This window comes from Antrihabitans stalactiti (assembly GCF_012932915.1).
GTDB lineage: Bacteria > Actinomycetota > Actinomycetes > Mycobacteriales > Mycobacteriaceae > Antrihabitans > Antrihabitans stalactiti.
In genome coordinates this window covers 76,944-92,874 of sequence record NZ_VCQU01000009.1, presented here as the reverse complement: position 1 = coordinate 92,874, position 15,931 = coordinate 76,944, and the positions used below count along the sequence as shown (strand labels likewise).

Here is a 15,931-nt window from a genome sequence, read left to right as displayed (position 1 = left end):
ACCAATGACTGCTGAGCAGGCAACGACCCCTCCGCCGACGGCCATCGGAAGCGCCCCCTTCCGCGCCCTGTGCACGCTGACGGACGAGGCCGACGGCACATACGGCGCCGTGATCGATCCGATCTGGACGATCGGTCAGAAGGTGCACGGCGGTGCGATGCTGGCGATCTGTGCCGCTGCTGCGCGTCGCAGGCTCCGAGAGGGCGAAGACGAAGCGGTGATGCTGCAGCCGATCGCCGTGAGTGTCGATTACCTCGGCGCTCCTGAGCCTGGCGCCGTCACGCTGGCGGTCAACGTGCGTAAACGCGGTAGGCAGATCTGCCTCGTCGACGTCGAACTGAGTCAGAACGGCCGGACCGCTGTGCGCGCTGCTGTGACCTTGGGCCAACTCGACCTCGAGCCGCCGCTGCACCAACTCGATGCGTTGACGGACATGCCCGCCGAGCCGCCCGCGGACGCGCTCAGGTACGACGGTGGCAGCCCGCTCGGCAAGATCGTCAATGTGGCGAAGGGAATCGAGCTGCGGTTGGACCCGACAGCCGCCAAGTTCGTGACCGGCGAGGTCGGCGAACCGGTGTTGCAGCTGTGGGCGCGGCCGTTTGCCGAGGACGAAAGCGATCCCGACATCGCGTTGCTGTTCGCGATGATGGTCGGCGACATCAGTCCGCCGGTCGTGTTCAACCGCGGGATGTTCGGTTGGGCGCCGACGGTGCAGCTCACCACCTACCTGCAGCGAGTGCCTGCTCCGGGGTGGTTGCGCGTGATCTCGAGCAGTAAGTCGATCGGCGCGAAGGTGTTCGACGAGGACCACCTCATCATCGACTCGACCGGGGCGGTCGTCGTGCAAAGCCGACAGCTGGCATTGATAGGCCGTAGCGCACGTTAATCTGCATGCCATGACGCGTATCGCAGTGATCGGTGGCGGCAAGATCGGGGAGGCGCTCGTCGCTGGACTGTTGGAAGCGGGCCGTGCCACCAAAGACCTTGTTGTCGCTGAGCAATTCCCGGCTCGGGCGAAGGAGATCGCCGAGCAATTCGGGATCAGGGTCACGACCGTTGCCGACGCCGCCGAAGGCGCCGACTTGATCGTCGTCGCCGTGAAGCCGTCCGACGTCGACGGCGTGCTGACCGCTCTCGGTGAGGTCGAACTCGACAGTGACCGCGAACAGTTGATCGTGTCGTTGGCCGCGGGTGTGCCGACGAGTCGCTTCGAGCCGAAGTTGCCCGCCGGCTTTCCGGTGATCCGGGCGATGCCCAACACCCCGATGCTCGTGGGCGAGGGGATGAGCGTCATCGCTCCCGGCCGGTACGTCAAGGAAGCGCATCTCGAGTTGGTTCGAGATGTTCTGAGCGCGGTCGGCAAAGTGACGGTCGTCTCCGAGAACCAGATGGACGCCGTGACAGCAGTGTCCGGGTCCGGTCCGGCGTACTTTTTCCTCGTCGTCGAGGCGATGGTGGATGCCGGTGTGAGCCTCGGATTGACCCGTCGGACGGCGTCGGAACTCGTTGTTCAGACCATGTTGGGGTCCGCAGCGATGCTGGATCGCTCCGAAGAGAGCGCAACAGAGCTCAGAGCGGCCGTAACTTCACCTGCGGGTACGACGGCGGCGGCGGTCCGCGTATTGGAGCAAAACGGCCTTCGATCAGCGTTTATAGAGGCGTTACATACCGCGAAGGACCGTTCGGCGCAACAGGGCGCAATAAACGATTAAGTCTGTTTGCCCACTCCCGTCGCAGGAACCCCACTAGTCCCGCTAAGCTCCATACAGCACGTGCGTGTCTGTTCCGCCGGAGGGGAAGCCTGGCGGCGCGAGACGTGCCGGAGGTATGTGGATTAATGGCGTCTGTAAACAAGCCACCGAACAGTAGTGGTTCCTCGTCTGGGGTTTCCTCGGACGGGCAATCGACTCTCGGTGGAACCCAGTTCTTGACCGTCGCTGAAGTGGCGAGCCTCATGAGGGTCTCCAAGATGACGGTGTATCGATTGGTGCACGGAGGTGAGCTGCCCGCCGTACGCGTCGGTCGCTCGTTCCGTGTGCACGCGAAGGCGGTGCACGACTACTTGGAGACATCGTATTTCGACGCAGGATGAGTGCTGGTGTCCGACCGCGGTGCGATAGCGGGCGCCGTTGTGCGGACCTCGGTTTCGTTACGCGCGGCCTGTCCCGGTACGATGGTGCTTCATCGTGTCAGCCAGCCGTTCGTCGGTGCTGTGCAACGACCGTGGTGTGACAGAAAAGGTGCGCGTGGTCTGCGCGCGCTGCAAGGCTAGAGAGAACGCGAGGAATACCCGCTATGGGTTCAGTGATCAAGAAGCGTCGCAAGCGCATGTCGAAGAAGAAGCACCGTAAGTTGCTTCGTCGCACTCGCGTTCAGCGTCGCAAACTCGGTAAGTAGCCGAACAGATGGCTCGATGCCCGTCCCCCCTTTCTATGGTGGGCGGGCATTGCCATTCGATCCCACGATGTGAGCAACAGCAACATTAAGTGATCGTTAGAACCTGGTTAAGCCCTGTCGACGCCGATGCGGAATCGCTAGGCTCTACGGGTAGCAGACGCAAGGGGAATATGTGAGTACGACCGATCGAGGAGTCCACTCGCCTAAGGTCGTGCTCGTCACCGGTGCCAGTCGATTCCTCGGCGGGTATCTCGTCGCTCGCCTCGCGCAGAATCCTTCGATCGATCGCATCATCGCTGTCGATTTGAAGTCGCCGTCCAAAGACATGCTGCGCAAGATGGGGCGTGCCGAGTTCGTTCGCGCCGACATCCGCAATCCGCTTATCGGCAAGGTCATTTCGGGCAACGAGGTCGACACCGTCGTGCACGCGTCCATCGTGTCGCGGCCACCGAAAGCCGGCAGTCGCGCCGCGATGAAAGACCTGAATGTGCTCGGCGCGATGCAGCTCTTCGCGGTCTGCCAGAAGGCGCCGAGCGTTCGAAAGGTCGTGCTGCGGTCGTCGTCGGCGGTGTACGGGTGCAGCGCACGCGACCCGGTGAAGTTCAACGAACAGATGAGCGCGCGCAAACCTCCGAAGGGTGGGTTCGCCCGCGACGCGATCGAGATCGAGGCGTTCGCGCGCGGCCTCGGCCGTCGCCGCCCCGAGATCGCTATCTCGACCCTTCGGCTGTCGCCACTGGTCGGTCCGCGCCTCAACGGCTCGGTGTCGCGATACTTCACGTCGCCGATCGTGCCGACCATTCTCGGTCGGGATGCTCGCCTGCAGTTGCTGCACGAAGAGGACGCGCTCGCCGCGCTCGAAGAGGCAACGCTGGCAGGCCATGCCGGCACGTACAACATCGCGGGCGACGGCGTGATCATGATGTCGCAAGCCATCAGGCGCGCAGGACGCGTCGAGGCGCCGCTGCCGTTCGTGCTGTTCCGTAGCATCGGACGAGGGCTGATGGGTCCTGTCATGCGCGAGTTCACGCAGGAGCAGCTGGAGTTCTATCATTACGGTTGTGGTCTGGACACCACCCGGATGCGGACCGAATTAGGTTTCGAGCCGCGCTGGACGACGCTCCAGGCTTTCGATGATTTCGTCAAGGGCGCATCGCTGCGGCCGGTGATCAACCCCGAATGGATCGATTCGGCGGAAACCAAACTTCTCGGGCTCGTTGGAGCCCCTGTGGGAGCACCGCGATGACTGAAGTAGCGAAAGTGATCCAACTGCACGAAGCGGCCGATCGGCCTGCGCGTGCGGTCAATCGACGTCGGGCCGCAGGTGCTGATGTCGTGCGCGACATCACCTCGCTCACCGAACGGATCGAAGAGGCGAATCCGCCGCAGGGTTTCCGCGAGTCGCTGACCCGTTCGCTGGCGAAGCAGATTTCGGGCACGGCAAGCTTCCTGCGCCGGCGGCTGACCGGCGACTATCACGTCGACGAGTTCGGTTTCGATCAGCACTGGAACGAGTCGGTGCTATTGCCCGTCCTGCGACCCTTGTACGAGAAGTGGTTCCGGGTCGAGGTCAGTGGCATCGAAAACCTCCCCTCACACGGCGGTGCGCTCATCGTCGCCAACCACGCAGGTGTCCTCCCGATCGACGGATTGATGACGGCTGTCGCCGTTCACGATCACCACCCGATGCATCGGACATTGCGGCTGCTCGCCGCGGACCTGATTTTCGAGACCCCGGTGATCGGCTCGGTCGCGCGCCGTGCTGGGCACACCCTCGCGTGCAACCCCGATGCGGAGCGGCTGCTGCGCAACGGCGAGCTGACCGGTGTGTTCCCCGAAGGCTTCAAAGGCATCGGCAAGCCGTACGCCGACCGCTACAAGCTGCAGCGATTCGGCCGTGGTGGTTTCGCCTCCGCAGCGGTCCGTACCGGTGCTCCGATCATCCCGTGCTCGATCGTCGGCTCCGAGGAGATCTACCCGAAGGTCGGCGACCTCGGTCCGCTTGCGCGGTTGCTCGGCTTGCCGTACTTCCCGGTGACGCCACTGTTCCCGCACCTCGGTCCGCTCGGCGCGATTCCGTTGCCGTCGAAGTGGTACATCGAGTTCGGCGAGCCGATCTACACCGATACCTACGAGCCGTCGGACGCCGACGACCCGATGGTCACCTTCGAGGTCACCGACCACGTTCGCGAGACCATTCAGCAGACCCTTTACCGCATTCTCGCGAAGCGCCGCAGCGTCTTCATGGGTTAATCAAGTGCTCACGACCTAAGCGGGGATCTTCCTGCGGGTAATCACCGCGGCCAATGCGCCACCTGCGGCTCCGAGTACCAAGGCGGTCGGTACGCCGACCTTGGCTGCTTTACGCCCAGTTCGGAAGTCGCGTATTTCCCAACCGCGGTTTTTGGCAAGTTCACGCAGGTCCGAATCGGGATTGATCGCGACCGCGGTCCCGCAGAGCGACAACATCGGTACGTCGTTGTGGCTGTCGGAGTACGCGGTGCAGCGCTTGAGATTGAGCCCTTCGCGGACGGCAAGGGTGCGAACGGCGTGCGCTTTGCCGAGGCCGTGGAGGATGTCGCCGACGAGTCGTCCGGTGAAGACGCCGTTCTCGCTTTCGGCGACCGTGCCGAGCGCGCCGGTGAGACCGAGCCGCTTGGCGATGACCTGAGCCAGCTCGACAGGCGTTGCCGTCACCAGCCAGACCTGCTGGCCGGCATCTAGGTGCATCTGCGCAAGTGCGCGGGTGCCGGGCCAGATTTTGTCGGAAATGATTTCGTCGTAGATCTCTTCACCGAGCCGGGCGAGCTCGGCTGTCGAACGGCCGCGGATGAAGGAAAGCGCCTTTTCGCGACCACTCGCGACGTCGTTGCTGCTTTCTTTGCCGCTGACTCGGAACTTCAGCTGCTTCCACGCAAAGTCGACAAGATCGGACGTGTTCAAGTACTTCCGTGCCGCGAGCCCGCGAGCGAAATGCACGATCGATGCGCCCTGGACCATCGTGTTGTCGACATCGAAGAACGCGGCAGCAGTCAGATCGCGGGGGACCGACGGTTCGTCGGTCGTCTCCTCTGCTGTTGCGGCACCAGCTTCGAGTTCTTGCAAGGCCAGCGCGGCATCCGCACTCGCTTCGCCTGCGAGGTTCGCGCGGACCTCGGCATCGCTGGGCCCCAACGGGTTTCTCCGCCGCCGACCGATCGCTCCCGGACCCAGCCGACCGCCGTCGAACACCCCCAAGACCAACCCAGCGGCGATAGCCACTGCTCGCCCAGGCACTCGTAACCTCCCGTGTCGCCGAACCTCACCCAACAGTAGTGCCCCGCGCGCCTTCGGTACTCCGATGGCACAGTGAATGCCATGAAACAGCCCTCGCACACGGTTACTTTCCTCACGCGGTCGGGCTGCGGTCTCTGCGACCGCGCCAGTGCCGAGTTGGCCCGCGTGTGTTCGGATTTCGATCTCGAATTCGAGACTATCGACGTCGACGAGGTCGCGCCGACCCGCCCGGAATTGCGAGCCGAGTTCGGTGACCGAGTCCCTGTAGTGCTGCTGGACGGTCGTGAGCACAGCTATTGGGAGGTCGACGAAGAGCGGCTACGAGCCGACCTCGCGCGCTGAAGATTTCACCCGGATTCGGTGTGTGGCGGAGCCGCGCAGGTGAAGATGAAGATCAGTGCGAAATTCGCCGACTTTGGGAATGGCTTCACAAGCAGTTAACGTGGTGGGCAACATTCCCACAGATCAGCGCGACCTGCCGGGACTTCGAACCCGTCGGCGAGGAGTATCAAACGTGACGGACCAGCACCAGGCGCCGCGAAGTCGCGGTGCAGCTGGGGCGACCGGAATGGTCGCCGGCCCGGAATCGAGCGCGAAGGTCCATCTCGCGAAGGACATTCCGCCCGCAACGGTCGCGCGGTTGACTGCCTATTTGCGGGTCCTCGGCGTCTTGGTAGACGAAGGGACGCTCATCGTATCGAGCGAGGAACTCGCCGCTGCAACGGGTGTCGGTTCTGCGAAACTGCGTAAGGATCTGTCCTTTCTCGGCCCGAACGGAGTGCGGGGCGTCGGCTACGACGTCGCCCGGCTTCGTGCGCGAATCGAGATCGCACTCGGCTTGGATCAAGGTCATCGCGTGGTGCTCGTCGGCATCGGAAATCTCGGTCGTGCGCTGGCGGGCTACGGCGGTTTCGGTCGACGTGGTTTCACGATTGTCGGGCTGTTCGACAACGAGGTCGACCTCGTCGGCACCGCGGTCGGACCGCTGCTTGTCCGCGACGTCGCAGACCTCGTTCCTGCCTGCGCGGAGCTGGACCCGACAATCGCGGTGATCGCTGTTCCCGACGACGCGGCCCAGGCGATCTGCGATCGGCTGGTCGAAGCGGGGCTCCGCTGCATCCTCAGCTTCTCGCCGGTGGCCCTTCGGGTGCCTGCGTACGTCGAAATTCGACGCGTCGACCTCGCCGTCGAAATGCAGATGCTGTCTTTCAGCCAGGCTCGTAACGCCGAGGTGGCCACTCGTGCGGGCGAGGATTCCCCCTCGCTTCGCTCGACTGGACTGATGGGGCGCGGCCCTGAGCTGCACGCCGCCACGACTAACAAGGGATCGGTGGTTCGGCAATGAGTGTGTTGCTCGTCGGGATCTCGCATCGGAGCGCGCCTGTCGCCGTCCTCGAACGCGTCGCCATCTCCGATACCGATCGTCCGAAGATGACCGATCGGATGCTCACATCGAGCCATATCTCCGAAGTGATGATCGTGTCGACTTGCAACAGAGTCGAGGTCTACGCGGTCGTCGATGCGTTCCACGGCGGGCTCGCCGAGGTTGGTGAACTGCTGGCCAAGCACGCAGGGATGCCGCTCGCCGATCTGACGAAGCACGCGTACGTGCGCTACAGCGAGGCCGCTGCAGAGCACCTTTTCGCGGTGGCGAGCGGCCTCGACTCGATGGTCATCGGTGAGCAGCAAGTGCTCGGCCAGATCCGCGCTGCCTATGCGTCGTCTGATGCACAGCAAGCTGCGGGTCGAGTGCTGCACGAACTCGCCCAGCACGCGTTGCGCGTCGGCAAGCGCGTGCATTCCGAGACGGGAATCGACTCTGCGGGCGCGTCGGTCGTGTCCGTTGCGTTGTCTCGTGCAGCGACGACGCTCGCCGACGCTGACGGCACCGACCTCACCGGCCGGTCCGCGGTGGTGTTCGGCGCGGGCGCGATGGGTGGTCTCGCGGTCGCGCAGCTCACACGTGCGCACATCGGGCGGATCGTCATCGTCAACCGCACGGTCGAACGTGCGCAACGACTCGCCGACAACGCCCTGGCCAACGGGGTGGATGCGGTCGCGGTGGACCGCGCGGAACTGTCGAATGCGGTCTCCGACGCGGACTTGCTCATCACCTGTACGGGCGCGGTCGGCGCTGTGGTGACACTCGCAGATGCGCATCTTGCGCTGTCCGAGCGTGACCGCGACCGACCGCTGGTGATCTGCGATCTCGGTCTGCCCCGCGACGTCGAGCACGCCGTCGCCGGCCTGCCGGGGGTCACAGTCATCGACATGGAAACTTTGCAGCGTGATCCCGCTGCGGGCGCTGCCGCGTCCGACGCGGAAGCTGCGCGCGAGATCGTCGCGGCGGAACTCGCGACCTATCTGACCGGTCAGCGCATGGCAGAAGTGACGCCGACGGTGACCGCGCTGCGGCAACGCGCTGCCGAAGTAGTAGAAGCAGAATTGATGCGCCTCGAATCGCGGCTGCCCGGTCTCGACGACCCGCAGCGCGACGAGGTTGCGCGCACGGTGCGCCGGGTGGTCGACAAACTGCTGCACGCCCCGACGGTCCGGATCAAGCAACTCGTCTCGACGCCGGGCGGCGATACCTACGCCGAGGCACTTCGCGAACTGTTCGAACTCAAGCCGGGCGCCGCCGCCGCAGTTGCGACACCGATGGAAATCGGCGGCGTCGAACTTGCCGACGACTTCACCGTGAGCCACGACTTCCAGCTCGGTGCCAATGGATCGGACGGGGGGCCGAATCCATGACCGTTGCATCGATAACTCGCGTGTTGAAGATCGGTACCCGAGGCAGCTTGCTCGCGCGCACTCAGGCAGGCACCGTCCTCGATGCGCTTGTCGCGGCAGGCCACCGTGCGGAATTGGTGATCGTGAAGACGGCAGGCGACGAGTCGGCCGCTCCGGTACAGCAGATCGGCGTCGGCGTATTCACCACAGCGTTGCGCGACCAACTTGCTGCGGGGAATGTGGATATTGCTGTGCATTCCTACAAAGACCTCCCGACCGCACCCGACGACCGCTTCACAATCGCTGCGATTCCGCCACGCGAAGACCCGCGCGATGCGCTGGTGGCTCGCGACGGGCTGGTGCTCGGTGAGCTGCCCGCCGGATCCCGAATCGGAACGTCGGCGCCGCGCCGGATCGCCCAGCTGAAGGCGCTTGGACTCGGCCTCGACATCGTGCCGCTTCGGGGCAACCTCGACACCCGGTTGGGCAAGGTCACGGCAGGCGAACTCGACGCGGTCGTCGTCGCTCGTGCGGGCCTCGCCAGGATCGGACGCCTCGACGCCATCACCGAGTCCTTGGAACCCGTGCAGATGCTGTCCGCGCCCGGCCAGGGTGCACTGGCGATCGAATGCCGCGCCGACGACGCGGACCTCGTCACCGCGCTGACCGCACTCGACGATGCCTCGACGCGGTCGGCGGTGGTTGCCGAACGGTCCGTGCTCGCTGCGCTGGAGGCGGGTTGCACCGCACCCGTGGGCGCGCTTGCCGAGGTGGTCGAGTCGATCGACGAGGACGGGCGAATTTTCGACGAACTTTCCCTTCGAGCGTGCGTCGTCGCGCTGGATGGATCGGATGAGATCCGGGCATCGGTGGTCGGGGCTCCCGAACGTGCCGCCGAACTGGGTAGAGCACTTGCCGACGAACTGTTGGAGTTGGGCGCTGCAGACGTCATGAGCGGGGGTGGTGGCGATGCCTGAGCCGATACCCTGGCCGCCTCGCAGGCGGCTGACGCATTGGCCGCCTCCTCGGCGGCCACGACACACGAACATGAATGCACGAACGAAAGCACTGGAGAACAACCGATGAGCCGAGCCCGTAAGAACACCCCCGGTCGGATCCTGTTCGTAGGTTCCGGACCGGGTGATCCGGCCCTGCTCACAGTCCGCGCACGTGAGGTGCTCGCCGACGCAGAGCTGGCTTTCACAGATCCCGATGTCGACAGGGGAGTGGTTGCGCTCATCGGCTCCGCGTACAGCGGCGACGCCGACGAAGCCCCCGAAGTGCGCCCGGCATTGGGCGATCCGACCGAGGTCGCGAAGACGCTGATCACCGAGGCGCGCAACGGCCACGACGTCGTGCGCGTCGTCTCCGGCGACCCGTTGACCACCGATTCGGTGATTGCCGAGGTCAGCGCAGTGGCGCGCACTCAGGTGCACTTCGAGGTGCTGCCGGGCCTGCCCGCCGGTTCCGCGGTGCCGAGCTACGCGGGCATGGCGCTCGGCTCGACGCACACCGAGGCAGACGTGCGTGGCGAGGTCGACTGGGCAGCGCTCGCCGCCGCCCCTGGACCGCTCGTCCTGCACGCAACCTCGGGTCACCTTGCCGAGACCGCCAGCGCACTCGTCGAACACGGATTGGCGCCGCAGACACCTGCTGCCATCACGGTCCGTGGCACGAGTCGCCAGCAACGGACCGTCGAAGCCACCCTCGCCACGCTCAACGATGCAGGCGCCGACCTGCTCGGTCCGCTGGTCGTCACCGTCGGCAAGATCGTCGCCCAGCGCGGCAAGATGTCGTGGTGGGAATCGCGCGCGCTGTACGGCTGGACCGTCCTGGTGCCGCGCACCAAGGAGCAGGCAGGCGAGATGAGCAATCGCCTCGTCACCCATGGTGCCGTTCCCATCGAGGTCCCGACTATTGCGGTCGAGCCGCCGCGGAGCCCCGCGCAGATGGAACGCGCCGTCAAGGGTCTGGTGGACGGTCGTTACCAGTGGGTCGTATTCACCTCGACCAATGCGGTCCGCGCTGTGTGGGAGAAGTTCGCCGAGTTCGGACTCGACGCTCGTGCGTTCTCCGGTGTGAAGATCGCGTGTGTCGGCGAAGCGACCGCCGAGAAGGTGCGTTCGTTCGGTATCAATCCGGAGCTCGTGCCGTCCGGTGAGCAGTCCAGCCAGGGCTTGCTCGACGAGTTCGCGCCGTACGACGACGTCTTCGATCCGGTCAACCGTGTGCTGCTGCCGCGTGCCGACATCGCGACCGAGACGCTCGCCGAAGGCCTGCGTGAGCGCGGCTGGGAGATCGACGACGTCACCGCATACCGCACCGTTCGGGCAGCGCCGCCCCCGGCCGAGACCCGCGAGATGATCAAGACCGGTGGTTTCGACGCCGTTCTGTTCACCTCGTCCTCGACGGTCCGCAACCTCGTCGGTATCGCCGGTAAGCCGCATGCTCGCACGCTCGTCGCGTGCATCGGTCCGAAGACTGCCGAGACGGCTGCCGAGTTCGGTCTGCGCGTCGATGTGCAGCCCGAGACCGCGCAGGTCGGACCGCTTGTCGAGGCACTGGCCGAACACGCCGCGCGGCTTCGCGCCGAGGGTGCACTGCCGCCCCCGCGCAAGCGCAAGCGTCGGTAAGCGGGCGCACAGTCGTGTTCCCGACTGACCGTCCCCGACGGCTGCGCCGAACACCGGCGTTGCGCCGGCTGGTTGCCGAGACCACGCTCGAGCCGCGGCATTTGGTCTTGCCGATGTTCGTCGCGGACGGTCTTGCCGAGCCGCGCGAGATTTCGTCGATGCCGGGCGTGCACCAGCACACCCTCGATTCGCTGGCGAAGGCCGCGGTCGATGCGGTGTCTGCCGGTGTCGGTGGGTTGATGCTGTTCGGCGTTCCTCGGCCTGAGGACAAGGACGCCGTCGGCTCCGGTGCGACTGATCCCGACGGGATCCTCAACCGCGGACTGCGCAGGTTGCAGACCGAGTTGGGCGACGACACCGTCCTGATGGCGGATACGTGTCTGGACGAATTCACCGATCACGGGCATTGCGGTGTTCTTGCCGAAGACGGTGCCGTGGACAACGATGCAACGCTGGCTCGATACGTCGATATGGCCCTCGCGCAGGCGGATTCGGGTGCGCACCTGCTCGGGACGAGCGGAATGATGGATGGCCAGGTCGGTGCGATCCGCACTGCACTCGACGCGGCGCAGCACACGGACACGGCGATTCTCGCCTACGCCGCAAAGTACGCCTCTGCCTTCTATGGACCGTTCAGAGAGGCTGTCGGTTCGTCGCTGGTCGGCGATCGTCGTAGCTATCAGCAGGATTCAGCGAATAGACGCGAGTCGTTGCGCGAGGTCGGACTCGACATCGCCGAGGGCGCCGATATCGTGATGGTCAAGCCGGCGATGAGCTACCTCGATATTCTTCGCGAGGTCGCCGACGTGTCGACGGTTCCTGTTGCGGCATATCAGATCTCGGGTGAGTACTCGATGATCACCGCAGCAGCGCAGAACGGCTGGATCGACCGGACCGCGGCAGTGCTGGAGTCGCTTCTGAGCATTCGACGGGCTGGCGCAGATATCATCCTGACCTATTGGGCCGCCGAAGCTGCTCTCTGGCTGAGAGATTCGCAACGATGATGCCCGGGCCCCATCCGGGGCCCGGCCCTGGGCCCCCGCCTGCACCGAAGCGTCCGGTGCCGGTCGATGTGGACACCGCGTGCCAACTCTGGTGGGCGGTCATCGGTGTCGGAATCGTGAATCTCGTTGCCGCGGTGACATTCTTGTTCGGCCAGCGTGAAGAATTCACCAAGCAATTGGTGGAGCAAATGGCGAAAGACAATCCGAATTTGCCGATGCAACAAGACAGTGCGAATTTGCTCTTCGCACTGGGCCTTATGACTTTGGTGATCGTCGGCCTCGCCCTCGCGGTTCTCGCTGGACTGTTCGTCCATTTGATGCGTGGTGGACGGAACTGGGCGCGAATGCTTGTGACGATGATCGGCGTCGTCGTGGTGTTCGTTGGGGTTCAGCTTGTTTTCGGAATCGGCACATTGGACGGCCCCGCTGCGTTGGTGAGTGGCGGCGCGAGCATCATCCAGGCTGTTCTCGTGGTTGGCGCGACCATCCTTCTGCATCGGCACGAGTCGAACGCATACTTCTTGAACTTCCCGCCGGTGAACACCCTGTGAATTAGCGGGCAAGATTGGCGCCATGTATTGTGAGTGCCATCACAGGGTTTCGGCCCTGTAGCCATTAGGTCAAGAAAGGCTTTGGAATGCGGGTCGTGATCGAGCAGGACCATAGTCTTCGCCGAGAATTGTGCTTCTTCGGGCTGATTGTGTTGTTCGGCATCATCACCGTCATCCTCTTGCTGGTCCCGGGCCTGTTCTCCTGAGCGTGTCGTCGGCCCGTATAGGTCTGCCAGCCCGGCGATAGCGCAGGATTGACGCCGTGCCCATCACTCCCCGCCGAGACGGTCGTCCCCGGAACGTCGAAATTGCGTACTGGATGTGGATTGTTGCCGCAGTCCTGCTCGTCCTTTTCGGTGCTTTGCTTTCCACCGCCTCGACCGATGCGGTTCGTGAAGTATGGCAAAAGAACGGAAACGACCCGGACGGTTTCACCGCGTACATGCGAATGCTTCGCGGTATCGGCATCATCAGCCTTGTCGTCGGATTGGGCGTCGGCTTTCTCGCGCGTCCGGTTAGATATGGCGATGCAAGATTTCGCCGTGCACTCGTCGCGTTGTCGTTCGTATTCGCACTTGTCGGACTCGGCATCGTTCTGATCGGCATCGCACCGACCGTCTTCATTGTTGTTCCGTTGTTGCTCATCGCGGCCGGGGTTGTCGTCTTCCGTCCGAGTGCGAATTCCTGGTTCACGGATGAACAATGAGCAGGTGCTTTTCAGCGAGCCGGGCGCCCGCTGGCGGGCAATAGCCTACGGACCGATTTTCTGCGGCATCGTTCTGATTGCAGAGCTCGTGCTCGGCATCGGCCTGCACGTGGTGATCACTGTGTTCTTCGCGCTCATTCTCGCGGGCATTGTGTGGCTGCAGGTTGTAGCGGCACGCAGGCACGTGAGCGTCGAACTGACACCGTCGTGGCTGCGGCAAGGCACCGAGACGCTACCCCTTGCCGAAATCGTCCGCGTGCTCCCTGAGCCCGACGAGAAGCGCAAGGTCGACGAGCCGTGGGAGTCGGCGCGATCCTTGGGGGAACTCGCGAACGTGCCACGAGGGCGAACCGCCATAGGCTTGCTGCTTTCGCGCGGCCAACTGGTCCGTGCGTGGGCCAAAGACGACGAAGGCTTGCGGACCGAGTTGACCAGTGCCGTGGAGCGACTGCAGGGGGAGCCCAGTGAATCGTAAGAACGTGACGATTGCCGGCGAAGTGATCGCCGCGCTCGCCATCGCCTTCGCCGCATGGTGGTCCTGGGACCGCGCAGCCCGCACGAGCAGCTTCAATCCCGCCTACGAAGGTGCGCCCGCGTACTCGGGCACCTACTACGCGGGCTCGTGGATCACGCTCGCTGCCGTGCTGGCCGTCGTCGCCGGGATCTTGGTGATCGACGGCATCAGCAGGGTCACGAGGCCACACGACTCCGCATGAATGTCGTCTAGGGGGCAAGCATCTCGGCGTCGAGGAGTGCCTCGGGGACGCCGAGACCCTCGACCAAGGTGCGCGCACGGGGGCGGAGATCGCGGCACCGTTCGTTGATGGCCCGGAGCACGGCCTTGGCGCGCTCGGTCGACAGCTGGCGGTGCTCCATGAACCACGCCTTGTCGTCGTCGATGACCGTCAGCGCGTAGAGGTCGCAGAGGTCCGAGAGGAGTTGCTTGGCTTCCTTGTTCTCGCACGATTCGATGCCGCTGATGAAGGCTTCGAGGGCAATCCGGTCGATGTGTGCACGTGCTGCACGCAGGACGTGATCTTGGACCGAGTTGAAGGCGTCGAACGGATCCTTCTCCCGCTTTGCGGCCGCCTGCAAGCGTCGGGCGGCGGTGGAGATCAGGTACTCCTCGCGGTCCTCGAACATGCCGAGTTGCGTGCCGCGGTTGAAGAGGCTGCCCTCCTCCTCGTTGTCGAGGCGGGAGTCGATGATGGTCTGGAAAATTTGCACCGCGACCGAGCGCGTTCTGACGACGTCGCTGACCGTTGTCGTGGCGAACCGCATCCACTCGACCGGGCTCATGCCGCGGATTTCGTCCGCGTAGCCGGTGAGCAATTCCTTGGCGACTAGCTGGGTGAGCACCACGTTGTCGCCCTCGAATGTGGTGAAGACGTCGGTGTCGCCCTTGAGCTGTACCAGCCGGTTCGCCATGAGATAGCCTGCGCCACCACACGCTTCGCGGCATTCCTGAATTGCGCGGGTGGCAAATGCGGTGTTGGCCGCCTTGAGGCCGGCTGCGCGGCCCTCCAATTCACGCTGTTCGTGTGGGTCTGGGTCGTCGCTGGTCTGGATTGCGGCGAGCTTGGCGATCAGTTCGTTCTGCGCGAACGCCAATGCGTACGCCCGTGCCACGAGCGGGAACAGGCGCCGCTGGTGGACGAGGTAGTCCATGATGGGGACTTCGTCGTCGCTCTTGGGAGCACTGAACTGCCTGCGCTGCAACGCATATCGCACGGCGATCGTGAGTGCGACCTTCGCGGCGGCCGCTGCGGAGCCGCCGACGGTGACGCGGCCGCGCACCAGCGTGCCGACCATGGTGAAGAAGCGCCTCCCCACGTTGTCGATGGGCGAGGTGTAGATGCCGTCGGCATCGACGTCGCCGTAGCGGTTGAGCAGATTCTCGCGTGGCACGCGGACGTTGTCGAACATGATTCGACCGTTGTCGACGCCGTTGAGGCCACCCTTGTAGCCACAGTCCGACGTGGTGACGCCGGGCAGGTCCGCGCCCGCCTCGTCGCGGATCGGTACGACGAGGCAGTGGACGCCCTGGTTCTCGCCACCGACGATCAGCTGCGCGAAAACTGCTGCAAGCCTGGCATGTTGGGCCGCGCCGCCGATGTAGTCCTTGCGTGAAGACGGCGTCGGCGAATTGATGACGAACTCGCTGGTGGCAGCGTCGTAGGTTGCTGTGGTCTCCAGCTCCTGGACGTCGCTGCCGTGGCCGGTCTCGGTCATGGCGAAACAGCCGAGCAGGTCGAGTTCGATCAGCGGTTTGACGTAGCGCTCGTGGTGGCGCTCGGTGCCGAGGTTCTCGATGGCGCCGCCGAACAGGCCCCACTGCACGCCCGCCTTCACCATCAGCGATAGGTCTGCCATCGCGAGCATCTCGATGCTCGTCACTGCGGCGCCGACGTCGCCGGTACCGCCGTGCGCAACGCTGAAGCCGTTGGCTGCGTACCCCGCATCGCGTACGAGCTTCATCTGCTCGAGCGCGCGTGCCCTTGCCTTGGCGAGGTCCGGCTCGTACCTCGGCGTGAACTCGTCGCGACCCAACTCCACGCGAACTTTTTCGCGGGTTTCATGGAAGGGTCCGTCGAGCGAAATCCGCAAATGATCACCAGTTGTCGCCATACC

The 15,931-nt window shown here is 64.4% G+C and carries 18 protein-coding genes; 16 read left to right on the top strand and 2 right to left on the bottom strand.

Annotated elements, in window-relative coordinates; translation table 11 throughout:
- Window positions 1–43 precede the first annotated feature (43 nt).
- From FGL95_RS23415 to FGL95_RS23390, 6 genes are all read left to right on the top strand, one after another.
- Window positions 44–886, top strand: coding sequence for an acyl-CoA thioesterase domain-containing protein (locus FGL95_RS23415; protein WP_169591998.1), 843 nt, complete (start codon window positions 44–46; stop codon window positions 884–886).
- Between the two features lie 10 nt (window positions 887–896).
- Window positions 897–1,712 (top strand): pyrroline-5-carboxylate reductase, encoded by an 816-nt coding sequence (gene proC, locus FGL95_RS23410; RefSeq protein ID WP_169591444.1) that lies wholly within the window; start codon window positions 897–899, stop codon window positions 1,710–1,712.
- Between the two features lie 125 nt (window positions 1,713–1,837).
- Window positions 1,838–2,092 carry a helix-turn-helix domain-containing protein gene (locus tag FGL95_RS23405; protein ID WP_169591441.1) on the top strand — a complete coding sequence of 85 codons (255 nt, stop codon included), beginning with the start codon at window positions 1,838–1,840 and terminating at the stop codon, window positions 2,090–2,092.
- 203 nt (window positions 2,093–2,295) lie between these two features.
- Window positions 2,296–2,397 (top strand): 30S ribosomal protein bS22, encoded by a 102-nt coding sequence (locus FGL95_RS23400; protein WP_003402602.1) that lies wholly within the window; start codon window positions 2,296–2,298, stop codon window positions 2,395–2,397.
- Between the two features lie 172 nt (window positions 2,398–2,569).
- Entirely contained in the window at window positions 2,570–3,643 is a 1,074-nt protein-coding gene (locus FGL95_RS23395) for an NAD-dependent epimerase/dehydratase family protein (protein WP_338079988.1), read from the top strand.
- On the top strand, window positions 3,640–4,650 hold the full coding sequence (locus FGL95_RS23390) for a lysophospholipid acyltransferase family protein (protein WP_169591438.1): 1,011 nt from the start codon (window positions 3,640–3,642) through the stop codon (window positions 4,648–4,650). Before FGL95_RS23395 ends, FGL95_RS23390 begins: the two co-directional genes overlap by 4 nt.
- Window positions 4,651–4,665: 15 nt before the next feature.
- Here FGL95_RS23390 and FGL95_RS23385 read toward each other — a convergent pair whose 3' ends face one another.
- Entirely contained in the window at window positions 4,666–5,673 is a 1,008-nt protein-coding gene (locus FGL95_RS23385; RefSeq protein WP_420838078.1) for an HAD family hydrolase, read from the bottom strand.
- 81 nt (window positions 5,674–5,754) lie between these two features.
- On the opposite strand from FGL95_RS23385, the gene FGL95_RS23380 reads away from it, so the two are divergent.
- From FGL95_RS23380 to FGL95_RS23335, 10 genes are all read left to right on the top strand, one after another.
- A complete protein-coding gene (locus FGL95_RS23380) occupies window positions 5,755–6,015 on the top strand; it encodes a glutaredoxin family protein (RefSeq protein WP_169591435.1) in 261 nt (86 codons plus the stop codon).
- A 172-nt stretch (window positions 6,016–6,187) separates the two neighbouring features.
- Window positions 6,188–7,018, top strand: coding sequence for a redox-sensing transcriptional repressor Rex (locus tag FGL95_RS23375; protein WP_420838077.1), 831 nt, complete (start codon window positions 6,188–6,190; stop codon window positions 7,016–7,018).
- Window positions 7,015–8,427, top strand: coding sequence for a glutamyl-tRNA reductase (locus FGL95_RS23370; RefSeq protein WP_169591433.1), 1,413 nt, complete (start codon window positions 7,015–7,017; stop codon window positions 8,425–8,427). The genes FGL95_RS23375 and FGL95_RS23370 overlap by 4 nt, the downstream gene beginning before the upstream one ends.
- The gene (gene hemC / locus FGL95_RS23365) at window positions 8,424–9,383 is read left to right on the top strand and encodes a hydroxymethylbilane synthase (RefSeq protein ID WP_169591430.1); all 960 of its coding nucleotides are present in this window, start codon (window positions 8,424–8,426) and stop codon (window positions 9,381–9,383) included. Before FGL95_RS23370 ends, hemC begins: the two co-directional genes overlap by 4 nt.
- 105 nt (window positions 9,384–9,488) lie before the next feature.
- Window positions 9,489–11,039, top strand: a complete 1,551-nt coding sequence (locus FGL95_RS23360) for a bifunctional uroporphyrinogen-III C-methyltransferase/uroporphyrinogen-III synthase (protein WP_169591428.1) — start codon at window positions 9,489–9,491, stop codon at window positions 11,037–11,039.
- A gap of 14 nt (window positions 11,040–11,053) precedes the next feature.
- Complete coding sequence (gene hemB, locus FGL95_RS23355) at window positions 11,054–12,043, top strand: porphobilinogen synthase (RefSeq protein ID WP_169591425.1); 990 nt, start codon at window positions 11,054–11,056, stop codon at window positions 12,041–12,043.
- Between the two features lie 56 nt (window positions 12,044–12,099).
- The gene (locus tag FGL95_RS23350; RefSeq protein ID WP_169591422.1) at window positions 12,100–12,594 is read left to right on the top strand and encodes a hypothetical protein; all 495 of its coding nucleotides are present in this window, start codon (window positions 12,100–12,102) and stop codon (window positions 12,592–12,594) included.
- A 262-nt stretch (window positions 12,595–12,856) separates the two neighbouring features.
- Window positions 12,857–13,300 (top strand): hypothetical protein, encoded by a 444-nt coding sequence (locus FGL95_RS23345; protein ID WP_169591420.1) that lies wholly within the window; start codon window positions 12,857–12,859, stop codon window positions 13,298–13,300.
- The gene (locus FGL95_RS23340; RefSeq protein ID WP_169591418.1) at window positions 13,290–13,775 is read left to right on the top strand and encodes a DUF3784 domain-containing protein; all 486 of its coding nucleotides are present in this window, start codon (window positions 13,290–13,292) and stop codon (window positions 13,773–13,775) included. The genes FGL95_RS23345 and FGL95_RS23340 overlap by 11 nt, the downstream gene beginning before the upstream one ends.
- Window positions 13,765–14,016, top strand: coding sequence for a hypothetical protein (locus FGL95_RS23335; RefSeq protein WP_169591415.1), 252 nt, complete (start codon window positions 13,765–13,767; stop codon window positions 14,014–14,016). The genes FGL95_RS23340 and FGL95_RS23335 overlap by 11 nt, the downstream gene beginning before the upstream one ends.
- Window positions 14,017–14,023: 7 nt before the next feature.
- On the opposite strand, the gene FGL95_RS23330 is transcribed toward FGL95_RS23335, so the two are convergent.
- Entirely contained in the window at window positions 14,024–15,928 is a 1,905-nt protein-coding gene (locus FGL95_RS23330; RefSeq protein WP_169591413.1) for an acyl-CoA dehydrogenase family protein, read from the bottom strand.
- Window positions 15,929–15,931: the final 3 nt, after the last annotated feature.